General features: G+C 65.6%; 23 protein-coding genes. 11 read left to right on the forward strand and 12 right to left on the reverse strand.

Going from position 1 to position 24,973, the window contains the following annotated elements:
- Positions 1 to 54: 54 nt before the first annotated feature.
- Positions 55 to 3,153 carry a MexW/MexI family multidrug efflux RND transporter permease subunit gene (locus QW861_RS31250; protein ID WP_316193914.1) on the forward strand — a complete coding sequence of 1,033 codons (3,099 nt, stop codon included), beginning with the start codon at positions 55 to 57 and terminating at the stop codon, positions 3,151 to 3,153.
- A 121-nt stretch (positions 3,154 to 3,274) separates the two neighbouring features.
- On the opposite strand, the gene QW861_RS31255 is transcribed toward QW861_RS31250, so the two are convergent.
- The 11 genes from QW861_RS31255 to QW861_RS31305 form a co-directional block, all read right to left on the reverse strand.
- The gene (locus tag QW861_RS31255; RefSeq protein ID WP_315754707.1) at positions 3,275 to 3,556 is read right to left on the reverse strand and encodes a hypothetical protein; all 282 of its coding nucleotides are present in this window, start codon (positions 3,554 to 3,556) and stop codon (positions 3,275 to 3,277) included.
- A 25-nt stretch (positions 3,557 to 3,581) separates the two neighbouring features.
- A complete protein-coding gene (locus QW861_RS31260; RefSeq protein WP_315754737.1) occupies positions 3,582 to 4,412 on the reverse strand; it encodes an ABC transporter permease in 831 nt (276 codons plus the stop codon).
- 64 nt (positions 4,413 to 4,476) lie between these two features.
- The gene (locus QW861_RS31265) at positions 4,477 to 5,418 is read right to left on the reverse strand and encodes an ABC transporter permease (protein WP_315715755.1); all 942 of its coding nucleotides are present in this window, start codon (positions 5,416 to 5,418) and stop codon (positions 4,477 to 4,479) included.
- 145 nt (positions 5,419 to 5,563) lie between these two features.
- Positions 5,564 to 7,075, reverse strand: a complete 1,512-nt coding sequence (locus QW861_RS31270) for an ABC transporter substrate-binding protein (RefSeq protein ID WP_315715826.1) — start codon at positions 7,073 to 7,075, stop codon at positions 5,564 to 5,566.
- An 84-nt stretch (positions 7,076 to 7,159) separates the two neighbouring features.
- On the reverse strand, positions 7,160 to 7,870 hold the full coding sequence (locus tag QW861_RS31275; RefSeq protein ID WP_316193915.1) for a DUF1028 domain-containing protein: 711 nt from the start codon (positions 7,868 to 7,870) through the stop codon (positions 7,160 to 7,162).
- Between the two features lie 13 nt (positions 7,871 to 7,883).
- Positions 7,884 to 9,686, reverse strand: a complete 1,803-nt coding sequence (locus QW861_RS31280) for a gamma-glutamyltransferase family protein (RefSeq protein ID WP_316193916.1) — start codon at positions 9,684 to 9,686, stop codon at positions 7,884 to 7,886.
- Positions 9,687 to 9,734: 48 nt separating this feature from the next.
- Entirely contained in the window at positions 9,735 to 10,730 is a 996-nt protein-coding gene (locus QW861_RS31285) for an oligopeptide/dipeptide ABC transporter ATP-binding protein (RefSeq protein ID WP_315754701.1), read from the reverse strand.
- Positions 10,727 to 11,710: an ABC transporter ATP-binding protein gene (locus QW861_RS31290; RefSeq protein WP_315715759.1), complete on the reverse strand. Its 984-nt coding sequence runs from the start codon at positions 11,708 to 11,710 to the stop codon at positions 10,727 to 10,729. Before QW861_RS31290 ends, QW861_RS31285 begins: the two co-directional genes overlap by 4 nt.
- Before the next feature lie 34 nt (positions 11,711 to 11,744).
- Complete coding sequence (locus QW861_RS31295) at positions 11,745 to 12,710, reverse strand: ABC transporter permease (protein WP_315715760.1); 966 nt, start codon at positions 12,708 to 12,710, stop codon at positions 11,745 to 11,747.
- A gap of 2 nt (positions 12,711 to 12,712) precedes the next feature.
- A complete protein-coding gene (locus QW861_RS31300) occupies positions 12,713 to 13,693 on the reverse strand; it encodes an ABC transporter permease (RefSeq protein ID WP_315715761.1) in 981 nt (326 codons plus the stop codon).
- Between the two features lie 108 nt (positions 13,694 to 13,801).
- The gene (locus QW861_RS31305; protein ID WP_315754699.1) at positions 13,802 to 15,397 is read right to left on the reverse strand and encodes an ABC transporter substrate-binding protein; all 1,596 of its coding nucleotides are present in this window, start codon (positions 15,395 to 15,397) and stop codon (positions 13,802 to 13,804) included.
- A 526-nt stretch (positions 15,398 to 15,923) separates the two neighbouring features.
- On the opposite strand from QW861_RS31305, the gene QW861_RS31310 reads away from it, so the two are divergent.
- Both QW861_RS31310 and QW861_RS31315 read left to right on the forward strand, forming a co-directional pair.
- Positions 15,924 to 16,184 carry a DUF6489 family protein gene (locus QW861_RS31310; protein WP_315715763.1) on the forward strand — a complete coding sequence of 87 codons (261 nt, stop codon included), beginning with the start codon at positions 15,924 to 15,926 and terminating at the stop codon, positions 16,182 to 16,184.
- A 138-nt stretch (positions 16,185 to 16,322) separates the two neighbouring features.
- On the forward strand, positions 16,323 to 17,327 hold the full coding sequence (locus QW861_RS31315; RefSeq protein WP_315715764.1) for an alpha/beta hydrolase: 1,005 nt from the start codon (positions 16,323 to 16,325) through the stop codon (positions 17,325 to 17,327).
- Positions 17,328 to 17,426: 99 nt separating this feature from the next.
- Here the strand turns inward: QW861_RS31315 and QW861_RS31320 are convergent, their stop codons facing one another.
- Positions 17,427 to 18,347, reverse strand: a complete 921-nt coding sequence (locus QW861_RS31320; protein ID WP_315754697.1) for an alpha/beta hydrolase — start codon at positions 18,345 to 18,347, stop codon at positions 17,427 to 17,429.
- Between the two features lie 146 nt (positions 18,348 to 18,493).
- On the opposite strand from QW861_RS31320, the gene QW861_RS31325 reads away from it, so the two are divergent.
- The 8 genes from QW861_RS31325 to paaE all read left to right on the forward strand — a co-directional run bounded on the left by QW861_RS31325 (position 18,494) and on the right by paaE (position 24,899).
- Positions 18,494 to 19,267 (forward strand): hypothetical protein, encoded by a 774-nt coding sequence (locus QW861_RS31325; protein WP_315754735.1) that lies wholly within the window; start codon positions 18,494 to 18,496, stop codon positions 19,265 to 19,267.
- Positions 19,268 to 19,455: 188 nt separating this feature from the next.
- Complete coding sequence (locus tag QW861_RS31330) at positions 19,456 to 19,932, forward strand: phasin (protein ID WP_315715766.1); 477 nt, start codon at positions 19,456 to 19,458, stop codon at positions 19,930 to 19,932.
- A 92-nt stretch (positions 19,933 to 20,024) separates the two neighbouring features.
- Positions 20,025 to 20,906 carry a phenylacetic acid degradation operon negative regulatory protein PaaX gene (paaX, locus tag QW861_RS31335; RefSeq protein WP_315754695.1) on the forward strand — a complete coding sequence of 294 codons (882 nt, stop codon included), beginning with the start codon at positions 20,025 to 20,027 and terminating at the stop codon, positions 20,904 to 20,906.
- Positions 20,907 to 20,984: 78 nt separating this feature from the next.
- Entirely contained in the window at positions 20,985 to 21,974 is a 990-nt protein-coding gene (paaA, locus tag QW861_RS31340) for a 1,2-phenylacetyl-CoA epoxidase subunit PaaA (protein WP_316193917.1), read from the forward strand.
- A gap of 15 nt (positions 21,975 to 21,989) precedes the next feature.
- Positions 21,990 to 22,277 carry a 1,2-phenylacetyl-CoA epoxidase subunit PaaB gene (gene paaB, locus QW861_RS31345; protein WP_009025702.1) on the forward strand — a complete coding sequence of 96 codons (288 nt, stop codon included), beginning with the start codon at positions 21,990 to 21,992 and terminating at the stop codon, positions 22,275 to 22,277.
- A 129-nt stretch (positions 22,278 to 22,406) separates the two neighbouring features.
- Positions 22,407 to 23,183, forward strand: a complete 777-nt coding sequence (gene paaC / locus QW861_RS31350; protein ID WP_316193918.1) for a 1,2-phenylacetyl-CoA epoxidase subunit PaaC — start codon at positions 22,407 to 22,409, stop codon at positions 23,181 to 23,183.
- Positions 23,177 to 23,680, forward strand: a complete 504-nt coding sequence (gene paaD, locus QW861_RS31355; protein WP_316193919.1) for a 1,2-phenylacetyl-CoA epoxidase subunit PaaD — start codon at positions 23,177 to 23,179, stop codon at positions 23,678 to 23,680. Before paaC ends, paaD begins: the two co-directional genes overlap by 7 nt.
- 139 nt (positions 23,681 to 23,819) lie before the next feature.
- On the forward strand, positions 23,820 to 24,899 hold the full coding sequence (gene paaE, locus QW861_RS31360) for a 1,2-phenylacetyl-CoA epoxidase subunit PaaE (protein WP_316193920.1): 1,080 nt from the start codon (positions 23,820 to 23,822) through the stop codon (positions 24,897 to 24,899).
- Positions 24,900 to 24,973 lie beyond the last annotated feature (74 nt).

Raw genomic sequence — 24,973 nt, forward strand, 5'->3', positions numbered from 1 at the left:
CCCTGAGGCGGCCCGCCCGGACCTCATCTGACTTCTGCTGACGGGATTGCCGCGATGCGTTTCACCGATATCTTCATCAAGCGCCCGGTGCTGTCGGTCGTGGTCAGCCTGCTCATTCTGCTGCTCGGCCTGCGCGCCGCCTTCGTGCTGCCGATCCGGCAATATCCGAAGCTGTCCAACACCGTCGTCAACGTGACGACCGTCTATCCCGGCGCCTCCGCCGATCTGATGCAGGGCTTCATCACCACGCCCTTGGAGCAGGCGGTCGCATCCGCCGAGGGCGTCGACTACATCACCTCGTCCTCGGTGCAGGGCACCAGCACGATCCAGGTGTTCATCAAGCTCAATTTCGATCCGAACCAGGCGCTCACTGAGGTGCTCGCCAAGGTGAACTCGGTCCGCTACCTCATTCCGAAGGAATCCAACGATCCCATCGTCACCAAGACGACGGGACAGACGACCTCGGTGATGTATCTCGGCTTCTCCAGCGAGGAGCTGTCGGGCTCGGCGATATCAGACTATCTGACGCGCGTGGTGCAGCCGGTGCTGTCGACCGTCGATGGTGTCGCCGCGGCGAACATCCTGGGCGGCCAGACCTTTGCGATGCGGATCTGGCTCAATCCGGAGAAGATGGCCGGCCGCAACGTGTCGCCGACCGATGTGGCGGCGGCCATCGCCGCCAACAACTTCCAGTCCGCGGCCGGCCAGGCCAAGGGCTATTTCATCGTCTCCAACGTCACGACCAACACCGGCCTGACCGACGTCAACCAGTTCAAGCGGATGATCGTCAAGGCCAAGGACGGCGGCTTCGTCCGCATGGAGGACATCGCCACCGTCGAGCTCGCCGCGCAGAGCACCGACGCCAGCGTCGCCTTCAACGGCGAGCGCGCGATCTTCATCGGCGTCGACGCGACGCCGCAGGGCAACCCGCTCAACATCGTCAAGGGCGTGCGCGCGCTGTTCCCGGACCTCGAGCGCAATTTGCCGCCGTCGATGAAGATGAAGGTGGCCTACGATTCCACCAAGTTCATCCAGTCGTCGATCGACGAGGTCGAGCACACGCTCGGCGAGGCCGTGCTGATCGTCATCGTCGTGATCTTCCTGTTCCTGGCGTCGCTGCGCTCGGTCATCATTCCCGTCGTAACCATCCCGCTGTCCTTGATCGGCGTCTGCACGATGATGCTGGCGTTCGGCTTTTCCATCAACCTGCTGACCCTGCTCGCCATGGTGCTGGCGATCGGCCTCGTCGTCGACGACGCCATCGTGGTGGTGGAGAACATCCATCGCCATCTGGAGGAGGGCAAAGCGCCCGTGCAGGCCGCATTGCAGGGCGCCCGCGAGATCGTCGGTCCCGTCGTCTCGATGACGATCACGCTGGCTGCGGTGTATGCCCCGATCGGCTTCCTCGGCGGTCTCACCGGCTCGCTGTTCCGCGAATTCGCGTTCACGCTCGCCGGCTCGGTCATCGTCTCCGGCGTCATCGCGCTGACCCTGTCGCCGATGATGTGCTCGGTGCTGCTGCGCAGCGCCGAGGAGGGCCGCTTCGCGCGGCTCGTCAACCGGGTGTTCGGCGCGATGACGCGCTGGTACGGCCGGCAGCTCGACCGCTCGCTCGACTACCGGCCGGTGACGGCGCTGTTCGCGCTGACGATCCTCGGCCTCGTCGGCTTCCTCTACATGCACACCTCGAAGGAGCTGGCGCCGGAGGAAGATCAGGGCATCGTGTTCTCGATCACCAAGGCACCGAAATACGCCAACATCGACTACATCAACTTCTACACCGACAAGGTCGACAAGGCGTTCCAGAAGTTCCCCGAGACCGACCTTCGCTTCGTTCTGAACGGCATCCTCGGCCCGCAGGGCGGCTTTGCCGGCATGCTGCTCAAGCCCTGGGACGAGCGCACGCGCTCCTCGATCAAGCTGAAGCCGCTGGTGCAGGCGGAGCTGTCCAAGATCGAGGGCATCAACGCCTTCGCCTTCAACCTGCCGGCGCTGCCGGGCGGCCCCGGCGGCCTGCCGGTGCAGATGGTGATCAGCTCGACCAGCGGCTTCCAGGCGGTCTATGAGCAGATGGCCAAGCTGAAGGACGCCGCCCGCAAGAGCGGCAAGTTCATCGTCTCCGACAGCGACCTCGAGTTCAATCAGCCGGTGGTCAAGGTCTGGATCAATCGCAGCAAGGCGAGCGATCTCGGCATCACCATGCAGTCGATCGGCAACACGCTGGCCGTACTGCTCGGCGGCAACTACATCAACCGCTTCAACCTCGAGGGCCGCTCCTATCAGGTGATTCCGCAGGTGCCGCGTGACAAGCGGATCTCGCCGGAATCGCTGTCCGGCTACTATGTCGCGACCTCGGCCGGCCAGCAGGTGCCGCTGTCGACCGTCGTCAACATCGAGACCGCGACCGACCCGAACTCGCTGACGCATTTCAACCAGCTCAACTCGGCGACCTTCTCCGCCGTGCCGATGCCGGGCGTCACCGTCGGGCAGGCGGTCGACTTCCTGGAGAAGCAGGCCAAGAACCTGCCGTCCGGCTTCAGCCACGACTATCTCGCCGACGCCCGTCAATACGTCCAGGAGGGCAATCAGCTCGCCATCACCTTCGGCTTCGCGCTGGTCATCATCTTCCTGGTGCTGGCGGCGCAGTTCGAGAGCCTGCGCGATCCGCTGGTGATCATGATCAGCGTGCCCATGGCGATCGTCGGCGCGCTGATCCCGCTGTTCTTCGGGCTGGCGACCATGAACATCTACACCCAGGTCGGCCTGCTGACGCTGGTCGGCCTGATCACCAAGCACGGCATCCTGATGGTGGAGTTCGCCAACGAGCTGCAGCTCAACGAGGGGATGGACCGCCGCACCGCCATCGAGACGTCCGCGCGCATCCGCCTGCGGCCGATCCTGATGACCACGGCGGCGATGGTCACCGGCCTGATCCCGCTCTTGACCGCGACCGGCGCCGGCGCCGCCAGCCGCTTCTCGATCGGCCTCGTCGTCGTCGCCGGCATGTCGATCGGCACCTTGTTCACACTGTTCGTGCTGCCGGCCGTCTACACCGTCATCGCCACCAACCACCAGGCCGCCGCCAAGTCGCTGCGCGCCCGGCAGATCGCCCAGTTCGACGCCGAGACCGACCACGCGCTGAAGGCGACGTGAGCGGGCAGTTTCTTTGGGGGGCTGAAGATCAACGGCGGCTGCTCCTGGCAGTCGCCGTTTTTGTCGGGCCGTCTCTTTCTCCCCTTACTGTCGTCACGGCCGGCGGCGCCCGCCGCGGCGCTCAGCACAGCGGCCTCTTAAAGAACAGATGGTCGAGCAGGATCAGCAGAGCGGCGATGCCGATGATGATGAGAAACGCGAAGGCGTAGTGCAAGGACCGATGGAAGTGCGCGCGATAGGCGCGGGAATATTCGTCGGCAGTCACACGGCGGAGCGTGAACCAGCCGCGCCATTCCGGTGCATGGCTCGCCATCAAGACCCGCTCGCGAAACGCCAGCGCCCAGATCACGACGCCAGCCCCCATGTCGACGATCGTCAACAATCGCAGGAGATCCTCAGCCATTCGAGCTAGCATGGAGAGACCTCGCTCACTCCTCCTGCTGCGGATCGAGCGCGTCGCGCAGGCCGTCGCCCAGCAGGTTGAGCGACAGCACGACCAGGAAGATCGCAAGCCCCGGCCAGATCGCCATCCATGGCGCGTTGGTGAGGAAGCGCTGGGCGGCGTTGAGCATGCTGCCCCAGGACGGGGCCGGCGGCTGCTGGCCCAGGCCTAGGAATGACAGCGCGGCCTCGGCGATGATGGCGGCGGCGACCGACAACGTCGCCTGCACCAATAGCGCCGGCATGATGTTCGGCAGGATGTGCCTGACCGCGATCTGCAGGTCGGTATCGCCGACGCTGCGGGCGGCCTCGACATATTCCTCGACCTTGACGCTCATCACCTCGCCGCGGGTCAGCCGGACGAAGATCGGCGTCGCCGAGATGCCGATCGCGATCATGGCATTGCCGAGGCTCGGCCCCAGGAACGCCGCCAGCGCGATCGCCAGGATCAGGAATGGGCAGGCCAGCATCGCGTCGGTGATGCGGCTGATCAGGGCATCGAGGAAGCCGCCGCGGTAGCCTGCGATCATGCCGATCGGGACGCCGATCGCCAGCGCGATGGCGACCGAGATCGCTCCGGCCAGCAGCGAGGCCCGCGCGCCGTAGATCACGCGGGCCAGCACGTCGCGGCCGAGATCATCGGTGCCGAGCCAATGCGCCGCCGACGGCGCCTTGCGCACCAGCGCCCAGCTCGTCTTGATGGGATCGTAGGGCGCCACCACCGGCGCGAGCACGGCGAGCAGGATGAAGGCCGTGATCAGGCAGAACCCGACCATGGCGCCTTTGCGCTTCACCAGTCGGCGCAAGGTGCGCTGCATCGGCCGCTCGAGCGGAGCGAGGGCGCGTGCCCCGTGCGGAGCTGACAGCGTCGTCTCGGCCATCTCAGCTCCTCAGCCGCGGATTGACGAGGACATAGGCGAGATCGGCGATCAGGTTCAGCATGATGTAGACGGTGGCGGTGACCAGCACGACGCCCTGCACGACGGCGTAGTCGCGATTGAACACGGCATCGACGATCAGCTTGCCGAAGCCGGGGATCGAGAAGATCTGCTCGGTCAGCACGGCGCCGGACAACAGCGTCCCGAGCTCGAGCGCGCCCAGCGTGATCACCGGCGTCAGGGCATTGCGCAGCGCGTGGCGCAGGATGACCTGGCGTTCGGAGATGCCCTTGGCGCGCGCGGTGCGGATGTAGTCGCTGCCCAGCACCTGCAGCATCGCGCTGCGGGTGTGGCGCATCAGGATCGCGGCGATGGCATTGCCGAGCACGAAGGCCGGCATGATGGTGGCGGCGAGACTGGCCCGCCAGTCCTCGGCGGGCGAGACGTAACCGGAGGCGGGGAGCCAGCCGAGCTGGATCGAGAACAGGAAGATCAGCATGATGCCGAGCCAGAAGTTCGGCGTCGAGATGCCCCACAGCGCAAACAGGTTGGCGGCATAGTCCCAGGCCGTTCCGCGCTTCACGGCGGAAACGATGCCGGCGGGAATGCCGATCAGGAACGCGATCACGATCGCCATCGAGGCGAGCTGCAGGGTTACGGGCAGCTTCTGCAGGATGAGGTCGCGTACCGGCATCTTGATGCGCAGCGACTCGCCGAAATCGCCCGAGAGCACGCCCTTGATCCAGTAGCCGTACTGAACCGGAAGCGGCTGGTCGAGCCGATACTGTTTGCGGATCTGCTCGATCACCGCCGGATCGCGCTCCTCGCCGGCCATCACCAGCGCGGGATCGCCGGGCAGGAGCTGTTGCAGCGAGAAGATGAGGATGGAGACAAAGATCAGCGTCGGGATGATCTGGGCGATGCGGCGGGCGAGGAACGTCAGCATGATCTGCGTCCCTCGCGGCAGTCACCCGGCGCGTCATCGGAAACCGGTCGTGCTCCCAGCGTTCCCTCCCCCACAAGGGGCGAGGGAGCGCAGCGCGCGCGAGGCGTCGCGGTCGCGTCCCAACGAAGGGGGGCCAAGTGACTGCTCACTTCAGCTTCAGGCCGATCACGCGCACCAGGCCGTCCGGCATCTGCTTGTAGCCCTCGAGCTTCTTGGTGTGCGCGATCAGGATGCGTCGGTGGTAGAGGTAGAGAATCGGCTCGTCCTCGATCTCGAGCTTGGTCAGCTTCTCGTAAAGCGCCTTGCGCTGGGCCATGTCGGTCACCAGCCGTGCGTCGCTGAGCGCCTTGTCGGCCTCGGCGTTGGCCCAGACGCTGTAGTTCTGCGGCGCGTTGCTGTGCAGGAACACGTAGCTGTTGCCGTCGGGATCGATCCGGCCGCTCCATGACAACATGAACGCCTGATAGTCGCCGGCCTCGGCCTGCTTCAACGAGGTCGCAAACTCCGTCACTCGGATCTTCATGTCGAAGCCGGCCTCGGCGGCCATCGACTGTACGACCTGGGCGGCCGCCTCGGTCTCGGCGCCCTTCGGTACCATGAAGTCGACCGCGACAGGCGTCGTCACGCCGGCCTCTTTCAGCAGCGCCTTTGCCTTCTCGACATCGCGGGCACGCACCGGGAAGGCCTTCTGATAATAGGGATGCGAGGGATTGACCCACTGGTTGCCCGGCATGAATTCGCCGTTGAAGACCACCTGGTTGAGCGCCTCGCGGTCGATCGCGAGATCGAGCGCCTGGCGCACCTTCGCGGACTGGCTGAGTGGGCCCTTGGCCTTGTCCTTGCCGATGTTGAGCGTGATGCCCTGATAGCCGAGCTCGATCGCGGTCGACAGCGCAAGCTTGGAATCGGCGCGCACGTCCTTGATGTCGGTGGCGAGCACGCGCTCGATCAGGTCGAGGGCTCCGGACTTCAGGTTCGCCAGCCGCACCGTGGCGTCGACGATCGGCTGGTAGACGATCCTGTCGATGAAGACGTTGTCCTTGTTCCAGTAGTCGGCGAACTTCTCGAACACGATGCGGTCCTGCTGGACGCGCTCGACGAACTTGTAGGGACCGGCGCAGACCGGATGCAGGCCGAACTTGTCGCCGGCCTCCTTGGCCGCCTTCGGCGACACCATCATGCCGGCGCGGTCGGTGAGCTGGGCGATCAGCGGCGAGAACGGCGCTTTCAACACCAGCTTGATCGTCAAGGGATCGACGACGTCGACATGATCGAGCGAGGCCAGCTCCGGCTTGCGGAACGAGCCGGGGAGGGTGAGATGGCGGTCGAGCGAGAACTTGGCGGCCTCAGCGTCGAACGGCTCGCCGTCATGAAACTTGACGCCGGGCCGGAGCTTGATGGTGACCTCCTTGCCGTCGGCCGAGGTCTGCTGCGACAGCGCGAGCTGCGGCACGATGTTGAGCTTGTCGTCGATGTCGAACAGCTTGTCGCAGGTCGCGGCGAAGACGATGCGGCCGACATAGGTGCGGGCCATGGTCGGATCGAGAACGTCGGGGTCCTCGGCAAGGCCGATGCGCAAGGTGGTCTGCGCCTGCGCGACCGGCCCCCAAGAGGCCACGACAACGGCCGCGACCGCGGCCAAGCACCAGTTCCTCATCATCCGATGTCCCTCACGCGAATGCAGCCTGCGTTGTTGCACTATCAATACCAACCCCGATCACGCGCCGTCCTTCCGGCTCGGTCATGTCTGGTTCGCGAGCGCGGTGGCGATGCCGGCATCAATCGTGGCGCGATCCGTAATCCCTGCCGGATTGTCGCGCGTCGGCATGAACTGCCGGAACACGGCCCAATGCTTGCGGCTAACGCCCTCCAGTCGTTCGAGCTCTGCCAGCGGATCGGGGTGATCATCGACACGCAGATCGAGCTCGGACCATTCCTCCTTGCCGTGGACCAGAAGAGCGGCCGACTGTTTGCCGCGCTTGTCACCGCCGGCGGCCTCGCCGGCCTTCATGGCTGCGATCAGACGCTCCGCGAAGGGCAGGGCGTGGCTGGCGATAAACGCGTTCGCGGTTTCGTTCAGCACCTGCGGGCCGGCCAGCATGTTGCCGGCAATCGAAAAGCCACGGCCTTCGAGATGGCCGCACCAGTCGATGCAGTCGCGGCCGGTGTGGGCGGCAATCTGGCCGTTGTGATCGAGGACGTGGAGCTGGCGGCTCTCGCGGCCGGGATCGGCAGATGTCAGCAGTTGCACGATCTCGCGCGGATGCCGGCCGTCGCGCAGTAGCGTGACGCCGTCGATGCCGTAATAGGGATTGACCAGCGCCTGTGTGGCGATGCCGCCGTGGCCGGCGACGATGAAGGGCACGCGCGCGCCGACGGCGAAGAAGCGGGTGGCGACGGCGATGCCGATCCGGCCGGTGAGATCGTCCTTGGCAATGATCGACCAGGTCATCGGCGTCTCGCTGTCATCGTCCGGCGGCGTAGCCCTGCATGCCCCGTGGATTGGCCGCGGCGCGGCGGCGGCGGCCGACGCGTGATGCGGCCGTGAGCCGGCCTTCCGACCAGTCCGGCCCGACCTCGACGACATGGCCGCGACGGCGCAACTCCTCGACGGTCGCCTTGGGCACGCGGCCCTCGACCACGAGCACGCCGGGGCGCGCGGTGCGCGGCCAGAACGAGATCGGGAAATGCTCGGAGTGCCACGCCGGCGCGTCGATCGACTCTTGCAGGTTCATGCCGGCATGGACGTGGCGCAGGAAGAACTGCGTGTTCCACTGGTCCTGCTGGTCGCCGCCGGGCGAACCCCAGGCCACATAAGGCTCGCCGTCGCGCAGCGCCATGGTCGGCGACAGCGTGGTGCGCGGACGCTTGCCCGGCACCAGCGCGGCCGGATGATCCTCCTCCAGCCAGAACATCTGCGCGCGCGTCCCCAGGCAGAATCCGAGTTCGGGAATGACGGGCGAGGATTGCAGCCAGCCGCCGGAGGGCGTCGCCGAGATCATGTTGCCGTCCCGGTCGATGATGTCGAAATGCACGGTGTCGCCGCGCACCTCGCCGAAGCGGCCGACGGTCGGCTCGCCCGAGCCCATTGCGCCGACGGCATCGCGGCGGCCTTGGGCCTCGCGCAACTTCACCTTGGCGCCGTAGCCGTCGAGCGTGCCGGGACGCAGCTCGAGCGAGGCCTTGTCGGTGATCAGCTTGCGGCGCTCGTCGTTGTAGGCATCCGACAGCAGCGTCTCGATCGGGATGTCGGCGAAAGCAGGATCGCCGTAGAAGGCCTCGCGATCGGCGAAGGCGAGCTTCGCGGCTTCGATCTGCCAATGAATGAAATCGGGACCGGTCGGATCGAGGCCGTCGAGCGCAAAGCCCTTGAGCAGCGCGAGCTGCTGCAGCAGCACCGGGCCCTGGCTCCAGACGCCGGCCTTGCACACGGTGTAGCGGCCGTACTGATAGGTCAGCGGTGCCTCGATGGTCGGCTGCCAGCGCGCCATGTCGTCGGCTGTCAGCACGCCCTTGTGGCGCGAACCCGAGACGTCCATCACTTCCTGCGTCCGGCAGAAGCGGTCGATAGCCTCGGCGACGAAGCCCTGCGACCAGGCCTTGCGCGCGCGCTCGATCTGCGCGTCGCGATCAGCACCCGCGCTTTCGCCTTCACTCAGGAGGCGTGCGTAGGTTTCCGCGAGCTGTGGATTGGTGAACAGCGTGCCCGGCCTCGGCACCTCGCCATTGGGCAGATAGAGCGCGGCCGAGGTCGGCCAATGCGTCTTGAACAGCTGCTCCACGGTCTGGATCGTCGCCGAGATGCGCTCGACAAGCGGATAGCCGTCGCGCGCGTAGGAAATCGCCGGCTCCAGCACGTCGCGCAGCCGCATCGTGCCGTAGTCGCGCAGCAGCAGCATCCAGGACTCGAACGTGCCGGGCACGCAGGCCGCGAGCAGGCCGGTGCCGGGCACCATGTCGAGGCCTTCGTTCTTGTAGTGCGCGATGGTGGCGCCTGATGGCGCCGGGCCCTGGCCGCAGATCACCTCGGTGCGCCCGCGCCTGACGTCGTGCAGGATGATCGGCACGTCGCCGCCGGGGCCGTTCAAATGCGGCTCCACCACCTGCAGGGTGAAGGCCGCCGCGACGCCGGCATCGAAGGCGTTGCCGCCGCGCTCCAGCATCGCCATACCCACCGCGGTGGCGAGCCAGTGCGTGGAGGTGACGACGCCGAAGGTGCCGTCGATCTCGGGGCGGGTCGTGAAGGGATCGGGGTTGATGAAGCTCATGTGACTTTCATTCTGATGATCGGTCCGTCCGCACCACGACTCGTTGCCTCATGCAGGAACGGCCGCGCTCGCCGGCTGGTTCACCGCATGGCAGGCCACGCCGCCGATGAGTTCGGGCGACTGCTGCCGACAGAGATCGAATGCAAGGGGACAGCGTGGGTTGAAGGTGCAGCCCGAGGGCGGATTGATCGGGTTCGGGATCTCGCCTCTGACCGGAATGCGCTGGCGGCCGGACATCGACAGGTCCGGCACTGCGCCGAGCAGCATCTTGGTGTAGGGCATGCGCGGGTCGCTGAACAGCGTGCGGCCATCGGCGATCTCGACGATGCGGCCGAGATACATCACGCCGATGCGGCTCGCCATGTGGCGGACGACTGCGAGATTGTGGCTGATGAACAGATAGGTCAGGCCGAACTTGTCCTGCAAATCGCGCATCAGATTGAGGATCTGCGCCTGCACGGAGACGTCGAGCGCCGAGGTCGGCTCGTCGCAGACGATGAACTCGGCCTCGGAGGCGAGCGCGCGCGCGATGGCGATGCGCTGACGCTGCCCGCCAGAGAATTCGTGCGGGAATTTCTGGCCGTCGTCGGGATGCAGGCCGACCAGCGTCAGCAACTCGCCGACGCGGTCCTTGATCTGGCGCTCACCCTCGATGATGTCAAAGGCGCGGATCGGCTCGGCGATGATGCTATCGACGCGGAAGCGCGGATTGAGGCTCGCGTAAGGATCCTGGAACACCATCTGGATGCGGCGGCGCAGCTTGCGCCGCACCTGGGCCTGGCGCGCTTCGCTCATCGACACGCCGTCGATGATGACCTCGCCCGACGTCGGCGCCAGCAGCCCGACCACCATGCGCGCGACCGTGGTCTTGCCAGAACCGGATTCGCCGACCAGCGCGAAGGTCTCGCCCTTCCTGATGCCGAAGCTGACGCCGTCGACCGCCTTCAGGAACTCCTGCGGCTGACGCTCGATCACGCGGTTGAGCCAGGGTTTCGAGACGTCGAAGACCCGGCGCAGGTTCTTGACCTCGACGAAATCAGTCATGCCGCGGTCTCCGTCGCGCGATCGTACAGATGACAGGCGACGGCCTGCGTGCCCTGGCGCAGCGGCTCCGGCCGGTCGACGCGGCAGCGGTCGAAGGCGAAGCTGCAGCGCGGATTGAACGAGCAGCCGGGCGGGATCGCGGACAGTCGCGGCATCGAGCCTGGGATCTGCACCAGCCGCTTCTCCTCGCCCGCGAGCGTCGGGATCGCGCCCATCAGCCCCTTGGCGTAGGGGTGCAGCGGGTTATTGATCACCTCCTGCACCGGGCCGATCTCGGCGACGCGGCCGGCATACATCACGGCGACGCGGTCGCAGGTCTCGGCGATCACGCCCATGTCGTGGGTCACCAGCATCACGGCGGTGCCGTGGTCGCGGCCGAGCCGCTTGATCAGCGAGATGATTTGCGCCTGCACGGAGACGTCCAGCGCGGTGGTCGGCTCGTCTGCGATGATCAGCTCCGGCTCGGCGCACAGCGCCAGCGCGATCACGACACGCTGGCGCATGCCGCCGGAGAATTCGTGCGGATAGCCGTCGATGCGCTTCTCGGGCGCCGATATGCCGACCTCGGCGAGCAGGTCGATGGCTCGCTTGCGCGCCTGCTGCTCGGTGAGGTTGGTGTGGGTCCTGATGGTCTCGATGATCTGGTCGCCGACGCGATACAGCGGATTGAGCGAGGTCAGCGGATCCTGGAAGATCATGCCGATGCGCTTGCCGCGCACCTTGCGCATCTCCTCCGGCGGCAGGTTGTCGATCCGCAGGCCGGAGAGCTGGATCTCGCCGCCGGAGATGCGGCCCGGAGGATCGATCAGGCCGATCACGGCGAGGCCGGTGACGGATTTGCCGGCACCGGATTCGCCGACGACGCCGAGCACCTCGCCCTTGGCGATGTCGTAGGAGACGCCGTCGATCGCGCGCAGGGTGCCGCGCCGGGTCGCGAACTCGACCTGCAGGTTGCGCACGGACAGAACGGGGGCGGTCATGAGCTCAAGTCTCGGAAGGACGCATTCACGCGGGTCATCGCAGTTTCGGGTTGAGGGCGTCGCGCAGCCAGTCGCCGAGCAGGTTGATGGCGAGGATCAGTCCGGCCAAAGCGATGCCGGGGAAGGCAACGATCCACCATTCGCCGGCGAACAGATAGTTGTTGCCGATCCGGATCAGGGTCCCGAGCGACGGCATCGTTTCGGGCATGCCGGAGCCGAGGAACGACAAGGTCGCCTCGGTGATGATCGCCAGCGCGAGGTTGATGGTGGCGATCACCAGCACGGGACCGGTGGTGTTGGGCAGCACGTGGCGCAGCATGATGACGGGCGCGGGCAGGCCGATCAGCTGTGCCGCGGCGACGTAGTCCTTGTTCTTCTCGACCAGCACTGAGCTCCGCACCGTGCGTGCATATTGCACCCAGAAGGAGAGGCCGATCGCCAGCACGAGCACGACCAGCATGCTGAGCCAGTCCAGCCGGTTGCCGGACACCGACTTGGCGATGCCGTTGACCAGCAGCGCAATCAGGATCGGCGGAAAGGTGAGCTGGACGTCGGCGATGCGCATGATCACTGTGTCGACCCGGCCGCCGAAATAGCCGGCGATCAGGCCGAGGCCGATGCCGAGCGCGCCGGAAAAGGCAACGCCGAGAATGCCGACCAGGAGCGAGATGCGCAGGCCATAGAGGATGGCCGAGAGCACGTCGCGGCCCTGCTCGTCGGTGCCGAGCAAGAACGGGCTCTGCCCGTCGGCGGTCCACAGCGGCGAAATCCGCGAGTTCAACAGCTGCAACTGGGCCGGGTCGAACGGGTTCTGCGGCGACAGCAGCGGCGCGAAGATCGCCAGCAGGAAGAACAGCAGCGTGATCACGGCCGCGGCGACCGTCAGCTTGGAGCGGCGGAACGAGTAGAACAGGTCGCTCGCAAGCGCACGCTTCAGCCATCCGTCGGCGGCGCGCGGCGTCTCGACGGGCGTGGGGTGGGGAAGGGCTGCGTCGCTCATAATCAGGCCGGACGGCTGATGGTCGCGCGCAGGCGCGGATCGACCACGGTGTAGAGGATATCAACCACGAGATTGATGGTGACGAAGATCAGCGACACCATCATCAGGTAGGCCGCCATGATCGGGATGTCGACATTCTGCACCGCCTGCACGAACAACAGGCCCATGCCCGGCCATTGGAACACCTGCTCGGTGATGATCGAGAACGCGATCACCGAGCCGAACTGCAGGCCGACCACGGTGATCACCGGCACCAGCGTGTTGCGCAGGGCATGGCCGAAATGAATCGCGCGCGTGGTCAGCCCACGGGCACGAGCGAAGCGGATGTAGTCGGTGCGCAGCACCTCGAGCATCTCGGCGCGAACCAGCCGCATGATCAAGGTCATCTGGAACAGGCCGAGCGTGATGGAGGGCATGATCAGCGCCTTCCAGCCGGAGACGGTGAACAGGCCCGATGTCCACCAGCCGAACCTGACGGTGTCGCCGCGGCCGAACGACGGCAGCCAGCCCAGCGTGACCGAGAACAGGTAGATCAGGAGGATGCCGATCAGGAAGGTCGGCAGGGAGATGCCGATCAGCGACAGCATCTGGAACAGCTTGGCGAGCAGGGAGTCGCGGTGCAGCGCCGAGAACACGCCCATCAGGATACCGCAGAACAGCGCCAGGATCGTCGCGCAGACCGCGAGCTCCAGGGTGGCGGGCATGCGCTCCTTGAGCAGATCGGAGACCGGCTGCCGGAACTGATAGGAGACGCCGAACTTGAACTGCGCCGCGTCGAACAGATAGCGACCGAACTGCACGATGAAGGGATCGTCGAGCCCGAGCGACTGGCGGATGCTGGCCCGTTCCGCGGCCGACGCGTCGATCGGCACGATCTGGCTCACCGGGTCTCCGGCGAAGCGGAACATGGCGAACGCGATGATTCCGACGGCGATCATGACGCCGATGGCCTGAATTGCTCGGCGAAGCGCGAAGGCGAGCATCTGATCCTTTCAGGTCCTTCGAGATGCGGCGGCGCGTAGCATCTGCCGCAGGAAATGAAAAGTCCCGAAAAGCAGTTCTGCTTTCCGGGACTTGTCGTTGCGTCTGGACTACTCGGTCTTGGTGGCGAGGAACAGCAGCACGGCGTTGTCGGCGCGCAGCGGAATCTTCACCTTCTTCGAGACGCCCCAGGCCACCGCCTGCTGATGCAGCGGGATGTAGCCGTAATCCTTGATGCCGATCTCGAAGGCCTGCTTGATCAGTTGATTGCGCTTGGCGGTATCGGTCTCGACCAGGACCTTGTCGGTCAGGGCGTCGAACTCCTTGTTGCAGTAATTGCCGAGATTGGCCTCGCCCCGGGTCGGGTCCTTGGCATCGTCACGGCAGCCCATGATGTCGTGCATCACGTTGTGCGCGTCCATCGAGGAGGGCGTCCAGCCGAGCAGGAAGAACGAGGTGTTGTAGCCGCCGGGCTTCAGCACCTTGGCGAAATACTGCGCCTTGGGCTGGGCGTTCAGGTTCACCTTGACCCCGATGCGGGCGAGCATGCCGACCACGGCCTGGCAGATCGCGGCGTCGTTGACGTAGCGGTCGTTCGGGCAATCCATGCCGACCTCGAAGCCGTCGGGATAGCCGGCCTCGGTCAGCAGCTTCTTGGCGGCGTCCGGATCATATTTCGGCCGGGTGAAGTCCTTCGACAGCGCATAGAGCTGCGGAGCGATCATCAGCGCCGACGGGGTCGACAGGCCGCGCATGACGCGGGTCTTGATCAGCTCGACGTCGATCGCCTTGTAGAAGGCCTCGCGGACGCGGATATCCTTGAACGGGTTCTTGCCCTTGACGTTGGAGTACAAGAGCTCGTCGCGCGTCTCGTCCATGCCAAGGAAGATCGTGCGCAGCTCCGGTCCCTTCAGGACCTGGGCATTCGGGCTGGAATCGACGCGGCCGATATCCTGCACCGGGACCGGCTCGATGACGTCGACCTCGCCGGACAGCAGCGCGGCGACGCGCGTGGCGTCGGAGGCGATGGTGGTGAACACGATCTCCTTGAGATTGTGCTCGGGCTTGCCCCACCAGTTCGGATTGACCTTGAACACGGTCTTCACACCGGGCTGATGGCTCTCGATGATGAAGGGGCCGGTGCCGTTCTCATGCAGCGCGGCGTAGCTCGGCGTGGTTGCCGACACCGGCGTCGGCGCGACCGAGTTGTTGTCCTCGCACCACTTCTTGCTCATGATGTACCACGTATCCCATTGCGAGATCAGGATGGGATTGGGGGCATCGAGCTTCACGTCGACGGTGTAGTCGTCGACCTTGATGAATTTTGCGTCCGGCGGAACGTTGGAGAGGAAGTTGGAACCGGTGGCGCGGACGCGATCGGCGGAGAAGATCACGTCGTCGGCCGTGAAGGGTTCGCCATTGTGGAACTTGACGCCCTTGCGCAGATGGAAGCGCCAGCGGGTCGGCTCGGGCGTTTCCCAGCTCTCGGCCAGCGCGGGGATGATCTTCAGATCCTTGTCGCGCGCGGTCAGCCCCTCATAGACGTGAGCATGGTGCGCAATCGTGGTCGATTCCTTGAAGGTGTAGGGATCGAGCGATTTCAGGGTGCCCTGGTTGGCATAGCGCAGGGTCTGGGCCGAAGCTGGCATGACGGCGAGGCCGAATGCGACCGCTGCCGCGATGAGCAGGGATTTGCGTCCCGACATATGTCCAAATTCTCCGCGTTTGACGCTTGGTTTTTCGGCAGGCGCGATTGTGTCCGGCCTGTTTTGCTTCGAAGTTCGTGTTGTCTGCAGCGCCTCTTGCACGAACTTCAAGAAGCAACAAGACGCCGGGCGATATGCTTGCAAGTCTGATGCCGCGCCGGAATGAACTGATCCCGTTGGCTCTGGCCTGGCGGTGCGTCGTGCGACCCGCGGCAGATCGATCCGAATATGTTGCCAGAGTTCAGCGGCGGCACACAAGTGCAGTTTGTTTAAGCCTAAACGATATGGTTATCCCCCCCGCCGCCGCTGTGCGGCGCACGCGAGCGGCGGCTTCCGGGATGGGGCTGAGGGCTCGCCGGATTGACCATGTCCCGGGAATTGCGCACCTGCAGCAACGCGCCGCTTGCTAGAGGGGGGCCGGCGCGGTGATACTGGACACCCCCTGCCGCGAGTCCGGGATGGTCTTCCTGGTGAAGGGAGCCCGGCCCGGGGCTCGCGTCGGGATGGTTCGAACAGCGGAGCGGACATGAAAGTCAATATCGAGATCGATTGCACACCGCTCGAAGCGCGGCAGTTTTTCGGACTTCCCGATGTCGGTCCGATGCAGGCTGCGGTCATGGACCGGCTGCAGAACCAGATGACGAGCAACATCGACAAGCTCACGCCCGAAGCCATCATGCAGAGCTGGTTCACGTTCGATCCCCGCTTGGCCGAACGGTTTCAGGACCTGATGCTGACCATGACAGGCCTCGGCGGCAGCCGCTCGAACGACAAGAAGTCGGCCTGACGCGGCCGACGGCCGCACGGATTACGCTTGCGCGGAACTCCGAAGGGACGTGGCGTGACGTCACGGCATGGAGCAGGCTCCATGCCGGAGCCGAAGACCGGTCGAAAAAGACCGGCTGAACACTTCAGGGGAGGACGCATGACCGATCCGTCTTGGATGCCGGCGCTGCAGTTCGCGACGACCAACGGCATCCGCATGGGCTATTACGAGGCGGGCCCCGTCAGCGACCGGCCGCCGATGATCCTCTGCCACGGCTGGCCGGAGCTGGCCTTCTCCTGGCGGCATCAGATCAAGGCGCTGGCCGAGGCCGGCATCCGCGTCATCGCACCCGATCAGCGCGGCTATGGCGCGACCGACCGGCCGGAGCCGGTCGAGGCCTATGACCTCGAGCATCTCACCGCCGACCTCGTCGGCCTGCTCGATCATCTGAAGATCGACAAGGCGATCTTCGTCGGTCACGATTGGGGCGGCTTCGTCGTCTGGCAGATGCCGCTGCGATACCCCGACCGAGTCGCGGGCGTGGTCGGCATCAACACGCCGCATCTGCCGCGCGCGCCCGCCGATCCCATCGCCATCATGCGCAAGCGGTTCGGCGACATGATGTACATCGTGCAGTTCCAGGATCCCGCACGCGAGCCGGACCGCATCTTCGGCAGCCGTGTCGGGGAGACCTTCGATGCCTTCATGCGCAAGCCGCTGCCGCGCAGCGATACGCCGCCGACGGAGCCGCCGGACGGCGGGATCGCAGCCTCGCCATCGCTCAACCTGGCGTTCCCGCAGATGATCGCAGCCTATGACGCCGCCAAGGACACGCGGCAGCCGATCCTGTCGGAGGCGGAGAAGCAGGTGTTCGTCGACACCTTCACGCGCACCGGCTTCACCGGCGGCATCAATTGGTATCGCAACATGACGCGCAACTGGCAGCGCGCCGAAGGGCTAGATCAAACGGTGCGCGTGCCGTCGCTGATGATCATGGCGGAGAACGACGCCGTGCTGCCGCCCTCGGCCGCCGACGGCATGGAGAAGCTGGTGCCGGACCTGGAGAAACATCTCGTCCGCGACAGCGGCCATTGGACACAGCAGGAGCAGCCCGCGGAGGTCAGCGCCAAGCTGATCGAATGGCGGCGGCGACGGTTCGGTTGAAGAACGGCCGAGGCAGATTGCACGTCCGAGTGAGAGGCTGCGGCCGAGCCAAACAACAACAGATGTCGTCAAGCCTGCCGACGCAGCGCGTCGGCTCTCCTAAGCCGCCTGCGGATTCGCGCCGTGCGCGTGCTCGGCGATTGCGTCGATGATCTGCGGCCACATCGGCCGCGGAGTAGCGTGACCCATGCCGTCGATCATCAGGAGCTTGGCATTCGGAATCGACTCCGCCGTGTCCTTGCCGGCGGTGGGATGGACCAGCGGGTCGACCTCGCCGTGGATCACGAGTGTCGGCGCCGTCACCAGATGCAGCCGCGGCTTGCGGCTGCCGGAGGCCAGGATCGCGCGCAACTGACGTCCGACGCCGGCGGGATTGATGCCGCGCGCGAAGCAGCGTTCGGCGAGTGCCACGTCATTTACCTCGTCCTCGGGAAATGAGCCGACGCGCAGCGCCTTCCAGGTCTTCTGGAAGCGCTTGATGTAGTCGTCCTTGGTCTTCGGCGGCGGCGCCATCAGCAGCATCGCGACCTCGCGCGTCGGCGGCGGGATGCGCGGATTGCCGGTCGTCGACATGATCGACGTCAGCGAGCGCACGCGATGCGGAAAGGAGATCGCGATCTCCTGCGCGATCATGCCGCCCATCGACGCGCCGACCAGATGTGCCGACTTGATGTCGAGCGCGTCCATCAGGCCGACCGTGTCCTTGGCCATGTCGAGCAGCTTGTAGGGCGCGGAGACGGGAATGTTGAAGAAGCGCAGCTTGATCAGCTCGAACGGGGTCAGCCGGCGGCCGCCATGCAGCTTGCTCGATTGGCCGATGTCGCGGTTGTCGAAGCGGATCACGCGGAAGCCGCGGCTTGCGAGCTGTTCGCAGAACTCGTCGTACCAGATGATCATCTGGCCGCCGAGGCCCATGATCAGCACGAGGGGAGGGGCCGCCGGGTCGCCGAAGATCTCGTAGCAGATGTCGATACCGTTGGCGCGCACAGTCTGCGGCGGCTGATGAGCAGTTGCAGTCACTTGATCCCTCGTTCAAGGCCTTGGAACCCTCTATGGCATGGTTCTGTTGGTCGAGAGAAGCAAGCTACAAGTTCTCCCGCACCGCAGCGAAGGCGTGCTATGATAAGTTGTGTTTGAGTCTTGTATTGGTCTGAAGGAGCGTGCCGATGGCGAACAAAGCTGGCGACCCGATCGCATTCTGGCAGCAGATGGTCGGAGAGATGCAGAAGAGCTTCAGCGCCTTCACGCGGCTGCGCCCGATGGGTGTGACGCCCCGTCCATCCTCCGATGGTCCCGCAACTGGTTCAGGAAACGGACAGAAGCCCATGGTTGATCTGATGGAAAACTACTTCGCCGGCATGAACGTGCCGAGCCGTGGTCAGCTCACCGCCTTGAATGAGCGGCTCGCCTCCATCGAGGGCGAACTGGCGGAGACACGGGTGTTGTTGAAGGAGCTGCTGGCTTCCGCGCAGGTGCCCGCGACGACGCCCGCCGATCCCGCTCCGCAGTTGAACGAGATCAAGAGCGTGCTGGATTCGCTTCTCTCCGCGTCCAAGGCGCCGGCGCCAGTCGTGGCGCCGCCGCGCGACGTCACGCCGGACTTGAAGGCGATCAAGGACTTGCTCAACGAGCTTCTTGCCGCGACCAAGGCTCCGCAACCGGCGGCAAAACCCGCCGTCGACGTCACGCCCCAGTTGAGCGAGATCAAAGCATTGCTCGACCGGACGCTGAACGCCGCCAAAGCACCCGATCCGTCACCGACAGTCGCGATCGAGGCAGAGCTGCGCGAGATCCGGGCCATGCTCGACACGTTGATGAAGCCGTCTCAGCCCGTCGACGCCGCGCCCAAGGCTGATGAGGCGGCTCCAAAGCCGGCCGAGCCGGCCCGGCCGGGGAAGAACCGCAACAAAAAGCACGGCGGCGCCCCTGCCGAGCACTGAGGCTCACCCGAACGTTCCGACGTGCGGCGGGTCGCTCAGCGGTTGCCAGTCCTTTCCTCCCATCCTAAGATGGTGCATTGCAACATTTATGTTGCGCTGCACCATTCAGAATGATATAGCTGAGTCACTCCGGTTTCATAAGGGACGGAGCGAGCCATAGCTCAGAAGCATTGAGGATGGAGACAGCCATGACCACCGAGACCAATACCGTGTTCGACACCGTCAAGGACGCCTTTGCACCGGTGACCGACGCGTTCAAGAATCTGCAGACGATGGAAGTGCCGGAGTCCGCGCGGGAGTTCGTCAAGAAGACCGCGTCGACCGCCAAGGAGCGCGCTGCGGAGGCCCTCGCTGGCTCCGAGAAGGTGACGTCGGCGATCGAGACCGCCGTGTTCGACGGCGTGACCGAGGCCGGCAAGATCAGCCGGAACATTCAGCAGGCGCTGTATCAGGACACCGAGGCCTTCTTCGACGGCATCGACCGGCTGGCGTCCGCCAAGTCGATCAGCGAAGCCGTTCAGATCCAGGGTGAGCTGGCCCGTGCCCGTGGCGAGGCGCTCGTCGCCCGCGCCAAGTCGACCAGCGAGTATGTCGGCAAGCTCGTCACCGAGGGTGCCAAGCTCGCCCAGGAGAACATGGCCAAGGCCTACAACAAGACCGCCTGAGCGCGCCTCGCGCGTCAAACGATCGACCTGCAAGGCCCGCATCGTGCGGGCCTTTTCTTTTGTGACCAGGCGAAACCGGATAAAGCGGAGACATGGCGCAGCCTCTGTCCCGCATCGTCAATCAACTGAAGAGCGAGCCGTCGCGCACGGGTTCGCTGATCATCACCGTGTTCGGCGACGCCATCGTGCCGCGGGGCGGCAGCGTCTGGCTCGGCAGCTTGCTGGCCTTCTTCGAAGGGCTCGCCATCGACGGCAGCGTGGTGCGCACGGCGATGTCGCGGCTGACGGCGGAAGGCTGGTTCGAGCGCAGCAGAATGGGCCGCAACAGTTTCTATCGCCTGACCCGGCGCGGCGAGCAGACCTTCGCCGGCGCCACCCGCCACATCTACGATTCGCCGCCGGCGGAATGGAACGGCAGCTTCGAACTGCTGCTCATCGGCAGCGCCGAGGATCGCGAGCAGGCGCGGACTGCGCTGCGCGATGCGGGCTTCGGCAGCCCGCTGCCCGGTGTGTTCGTGGCCCCCTCGAGCATCGCCGTCCCTGACGCAGTGGAGGGGGCCATCCGCCTGCAGGCGTCCGCCGGCTCCGACATGGCGCGACGGCTGGTCGCCGAGAGCTGGGCGCTGGAGCGGACGGCGGAGGCGTACCGCAAGTTCAGCGCCTCCTTTGCGCCGCTCAAGGACAGCATCGCGCGCGGCGAGGTGTTGTCCGACGGGCAGGCCTTCACCGCCCGGATCCTGCTGATCCACCACTATCGACGCATCGTGCTGCGCGATCCGCTGCTGCCGGCCGAGCTGCTGCCGGGGAATTGGCCTGGACGGCAGGCCCGGGCGCTGTGCGGCGAGATTTATCGGTTGCTGCTGCCGGGTTCCGAGCGCTGGCTCGACGCGCATGCGACAAATGAAGAGGGGCCTCTGCCGGCGGCCGGAGCGGCGCTGCTGCGGCGTTTCGCCGTTGAGAATGAGGTTCGTTGATATATTACAGAATTCGATTGCACGGATGAAATCTCGTTATATATTGGCGTCAACCAAGTCCTGGGAGGACGCCGCCGCATGTACACGCAGGCGCTCAATTCGCCCGAGGAGGGCAGCTTCGCCGAGGACGCTGGACGCGCCTCGCGCTTTCAGGCGCGCATCGATGCCGAAGAGCGCATCGAGCCGAACGATTGGATGCCGGCGGCCTATCGCAAGACGCTGGTCCGGCAGATCTCGCAACACGCCCATTCCGAAATCGTCGGCATGCTGCCCGAGGGCAACTGGATCACGCGCGCGCCGAGCCTGCGCCGCAAGGCGGCGTTGCTCGCCAAGGTCCAGGACGAGTGCGGCCACGGGCTGTATCTCTACGCCGCCGCCGAGACGCTCGGCGCCTCGCGCGAGGAACTGGTCGATGCGATGCTCGCCGGCAAGGCCAAGTACTCCTCGATCTTCAACTACCCGACTCTGACCTGGGCAGACATCGGTGTGATCGGCTGGCTGGTCGACGGCGCCGCGATCATGAACCAGATTCCGTTGTGCCGCTGTTCCTATGGTCCCTATGCGCGCGCGATGATCCGCGTCTGCAAGGAGGAATCGTTCCATCAGCGGCAGGGCTACGAGATCATGCTCACGCTCTGCCGCGGCACGCCCGAGCAGAAGGCGATGGCGCAGGACGCGCTGAACCGCTGGTGGTGGCCGGTGCTGATGATGTTCGGCCCGCCCGACCAGGCCAGCCAGCACAGCGACGCCTCGACCAAGTGGAAGATCAAGCGCTTCTCGAACGACGAGCTACGCCAGAAGTTCATCGATGCCACCGTGCCGCAGGCGCAGTATCTCGGGCTCACCATTCCTGATTCCGAGATGACGCAGGACGAGCAGGGCCATTGGGTGCACGGCCCGATCGACTGGAGCGAGTTCAAGCAGGTGCTGGCCGGCAACGGCCCGTGCAACCGCGATCGCATGGCCGCGCGCCGCAAGGCGCATGCCGAGGGCGCTTGGGTGCGCGAGGCCGCGACCGCCTACGCCGAGAAGCGCGCGCGGCGCCGGATGGCACAGGCTGCCGAATAGGACAGGGAGATCGAAATGGCGACGCCGAACACGCCGTTGTGGGAAGTCTTCATCCGCAGCCGCAACGGGCTTGCGCACAAGCATTGCGGCTCACTGCACGCGCCGGATGCGACCATGGCACTGCAGGCGGCGCGCGATCTCTACACCCGCCGCGGCGAGGGCCTGTCGATCTGGGTGGTGCCGTCGAGCGCGATCACCGCGTCCGATCCGGCCGACAAGGGCATGATGTTCGAGCCGGCGGAGTCGAAGATCTATCGGCATCCGACGTTCTACGAGGTGCCCGAGGAAGTCGGGCATATGTAAGTGCGGACGGCCGTCAGCCGTCGCTATTGCGAGCGCAGCGAAGCAATCCAGACTGCCGGCTCGGATGAATCCCTAGATTGCTGTGCTCGCAATGGCTGAGTTCGTGGCGGGCCTGATCGGATCACAACCATGACCGCTCCCTCGATCACCGTCTGCGAAACGCCGCTGGTGCTCTACACCTTGCGCCGCGCCGATGATGCGCTGATCCTCGGCCATCGCCTCTCCGAATGGTGCGGCCATGCGCCTGTTCTCGAAGAGGACATGGCGCTGTCCAACATGGCGCTCGACCTGATTGGCCAGGCGCGCGAGCTCTACGGCTACGCCGCCAAGGTGGAGGGTCACGACAATGACGAGGACAAGCTCGCCTATCTTCGTGATGTCAGGCAGTACCGCAACCTGCTGCTGGTCGAGCGTCCCAATGGCGACTTCGCGCAGACGATGGTGCGGCAGCTGTTCTACGCGGCCTTCGCCGATCTGTATTGGCGCGGCATGATGGACTCGACCGATGCGACGCTGGCGGCGATCGCGGCCAAGTCGGAGAAGGAATGCGCCTATCATTTGCGCCACGCCAGCGAATGGGTGATCCGGCTCGGTGACGGCACCGACGAAAGCCACGCCCGCGCGCAAGCCGCGATCGATGACCTCTGGGCCTATACCGGCGAGATGTTCAGCGTCGACGAGAGTGAGCGCGGTCTGATCGACGCGGGTATCGCGATCGATCCGACGCAACTGCTGCCGGAATGGCTGTCGAGCGTGTCGCATGTCGCGCGCGAGGCGACCCTGGTGCTGCCGGAGAACGAGTGGATGCAGCAGGGCGGCCGCGACGGCCGCCACAGCGAGCATCTCGGCCATCTCCTCTGCGAGCTGCAATACATGCAGCGCAGCTTCCCCGGTGCGACATGGTAGTTGCGGATTTCTGCCCCGCCGAGCTGCGCCAGCGCGCCTGGGACGCCGCGGCATCGGTGGCCGATCCGGAAATCCCGGTGCTGACGATCGACGATCTCGGCGTGCTGCGCGAGGTCGAGGTGGTCGGTGACCGCGTCGAGGTCGCGATCACGCCGACCTATTCGGGCTGTCCGGCGATGAACATGATCGCGCTGGAGATCGAGCTGGCGCTCGAGCGCGCCGGCTTCCGTGAGACCCACGTTCGCACAGTGCTGTCGCCGGCCTGGACCACGGACTGGATGAGCGAGCAGGGGCGGCGCAAGCTCAGGGAGTACGGTATTGCGCCACCGCAGCCGTCGAGCGGGCGCCGCGCGCTGTTCGGCGTGGCCGAGGTTGCGTGTCCGCAATGCGGATCCGTCGACACCGAGCAACTCGCCGAGTTCGGTTCGACCTCGTGCAAGGCGCTGTGGCGCTGCAGATCGTGCCGCGAGCCGTTCGATTATTTCAAGTGTCACTGATGCAGCAGCCGTCATCGCGAGCGCAGCGACTTTGTCCGCCGAAGCCCGAAGGGCGTCGGCGGAAGCGATACAGAGTCCCGCGCGCGGTCCTGGATTGCTTCGTCGCTTCGCTCCTCGCAATGACGGGAGGATGAACCCGATGTCGACCACGCCACGCTTCCACCGTCTCGCTATCCGTGACCTGCGCCGCGAGGCGCCCGATGCCGTGTCGCTGACCTTTGCGATTCCGAACGAGCTGGCGGCGGACTATCAGTTCGCGCCGGGGCAATATCTCACGTTGAAGACCACGCTCGGCGGCGAGGAGGTGCGGCGCTCCTATTCGATCTGCTCCGGCCCCGATGATGACGAGATCCGCATCGCGGTGAAGCGCGTCGATGGCGGCGCGTTCTCCAGCTTCGTCACTGACGAACTGAAGCGCGGCGACGAGATCGACGTGATGACGCCGACCGGACGTTTTGGCGTGGCATTGCAGCCTGAGGCCGCGCGCACCCACGTCGGCTTCGCGGCGGGCTCCGGAATCACGCCGATCCTCTCGATCGTGAAGGCCGTGCTGGCGCGGGAGCCGCACAGCCGCTTCTTCCTGTTCTACGGCAACCGCACCACCGCAGGCATGCTGTTCCGCGAAGAGCTCGAGGAGCTGAAGGATCGCTTCCTCGACCGCTTCTCGCTGTTCCACGTCATCTCCGGCGAGGAGCAGGATCTGCCGATCCTGCACGGCCGGCTCGATGGCGAGAAGGTGCGCGTGCTGCTGCGCTCGCTGGTGCCGGCCGAGACCGTCGATCACGTCTTCATCTGCGGTCCCACCGGGATGAGCGAGGATATCGAGGCCGCCTGCCGCGCGCTCGGGATCGCCGACGACCGCGTCCATGTCGAGCGCTTCGTCTCCGGCGCCGGCGGCAAGCCGCGGCCCAAGATGGTCGTTCCGGACTCGGCGCCGCCGAAGGCCATCGCCGCACTGATCATCGACGGCAAGCGCCGCGAGGTTCCGGTCGCCGACGGCGAAGCCATCCTCGACGCCGCGCTGCGTGCCGGTGTCGACTTGCCCTTCGCCTGCAAGGGCGGCATGTGCTCCACCTGCCGCGCCAAGCTGGTCGAGGGCAAGGCCGAGATGGAGCTGAATTACTCGCTCGAGCCTTGGGAGCTGAAAGCGGGGTTCGTGCTGACGTGTCAGGCCAGGCCGGTGACGGAGCGGGTGGTGGTGGACTACGATCATATGTGAGGTAGTGGCCGCGAAATTTCGACTGCTGATCGAGGCTTATGTGAGCACTCTCGCTCGCTGCACCTCGCCCCGCT

The organism is Bradyrhizobium sp. SZCCHNRI1029, assembly GCF_032487555.1.
In the GTDB taxonomy this organism is placed as follows: domain Bacteria; phylum Pseudomonadota; class Alphaproteobacteria; order Rhizobiales; family Xanthobacteraceae; genus Bradyrhizobium.

What these genes read in the sequence shown, in the direction of transcription:
- QW861_RS31250 (WP_316193914.1), top strand. Translation starts at nt 55, where the DNA reads ATGCGTTTCACCGATATCTTCATCAAGCGCCCGGTGCTGTCGGTCGTG.
- QW861_RS31255 (WP_315754707.1), bottom strand. Translation starts at nt 3,556, where the DNA reads ATGGCTGAGGATCTCCTGCGATTGTTGACGATCGTCGACATGGGGGCT.
- QW861_RS31260 (WP_315754737.1), bottom strand. Translation starts at nt 4,412, where the DNA reads ATGCAGCGCACCTTGCGCCGACTGGTGAAGCGCAAAGGCGCCATGGTC.
- QW861_RS31265 (WP_315715755.1), bottom strand. Translation starts at nt 5,418, where the DNA reads ATGCTGACGTTCCTCGCCCGCCGCATCGCCCAGATCATCCCGACGCTG.
- QW861_RS31270 (WP_315715826.1), bottom strand. Translation starts at nt 7,075, where the DNA reads ATGAGGAACTGGTGCTTGGCCGCGGTCGCGGCCGTTGTCGTGGCCTCT.
- QW861_RS31275 (WP_316193915.1), bottom strand. Translation starts at nt 7,870, where the DNA reads ATGACCTGGTCGATCATTGCCAAGGACGATCTCACCGGCCGGATCGGC.
- QW861_RS31280 (WP_316193916.1), bottom strand. Translation starts at nt 9,686, where the DNA reads ATGAGCTTCATCAACCCCGATCCCTTCACGACCCGCCCCGAGATCGAC.
- QW861_RS31285 (WP_315754701.1), bottom strand. Translation starts at nt 10,730, where the DNA reads ATGACTGATTTCGTCGAGGTCAAGAACCTGCGCCGGGTCTTCGACGTC.
- QW861_RS31290 (WP_315715759.1), bottom strand. Translation starts at nt 11,710, where the DNA reads ATGACCGCCCCCGTTCTGTCCGTGCGCAACCTGCAGGTCGAGTTCGCG.
- QW861_RS31295 (WP_315715760.1), bottom strand. Translation starts at nt 12,710, where the DNA reads ATGAGCGACGCAGCCCTTCCCCACCCCACGCCCGTCGAGACGCCGCGC.
- QW861_RS31300 (WP_315715761.1), bottom strand. Translation starts at nt 13,693, where the DNA reads ATGCTCGCCTTCGCGCTTCGCCGAGCAATTCAGGCCATCGGCGTCATG.
- QW861_RS31305 (WP_315754699.1), bottom strand. Translation starts at nt 15,397, where the DNA reads ATGTCGGGACGCAAATCCCTGCTCATCGCGGCAGCGGTCGCATTCGGC.
- QW861_RS31310 (WP_315715763.1), top strand. Translation starts at nt 15,924, where the DNA reads ATGAAAGTCAATATCGAGATCGATTGCACACCGCTCGAAGCGCGGCAG.
- QW861_RS31315 (WP_315715764.1), top strand. Translation starts at nt 16,323, where the DNA reads ATGACCGATCCGTCTTGGATGCCGGCGCTGCAGTTCGCGACGACCAAC.
- QW861_RS31325 (WP_315754735.1), top strand. Translation starts at nt 18,494, where the DNA reads ATGGCGAACAAAGCTGGCGACCCGATCGCATTCTGGCAGCAGATGGTC.
- QW861_RS31330 (WP_315715766.1), top strand. Translation starts at nt 19,456, where the DNA reads ATGACCACCGAGACCAATACCGTGTTCGACACCGTCAAGGACGCCTTT.
- paaX (WP_315754695.1), top strand. Translation starts at nt 20,025, where the DNA reads ATGGCGCAGCCTCTGTCCCGCATCGTCAATCAACTGAAGAGCGAGCCG.
- paaA (WP_316193917.1), top strand. Translation starts at nt 20,985, where the DNA reads ATGTACACGCAGGCGCTCAATTCGCCCGAGGAGGGCAGCTTCGCCGAG.
- paaB (WP_009025702.1), top strand. Translation starts at nt 21,990, where the DNA reads ATGGCGACGCCGAACACGCCGTTGTGGGAAGTCTTCATCCGCAGCCGC.
- paaC (WP_316193918.1), top strand. Translation starts at nt 22,407, where the DNA reads ATGACCGCTCCCTCGATCACCGTCTGCGAAACGCCGCTGGTGCTCTAC.
- paaD (WP_316193919.1), top strand. Translation starts at nt 23,177, where the DNA reads ATGGTAGTTGCGGATTTCTGCCCCGCCGAGCTGCGCCAGCGCGCCTGG.
- paaE (WP_316193920.1), top strand. Translation starts at nt 23,820, where the DNA reads ATGTCGACCACGCCACGCTTCCACCGTCTCGCTATCCGTGACCTGCGC.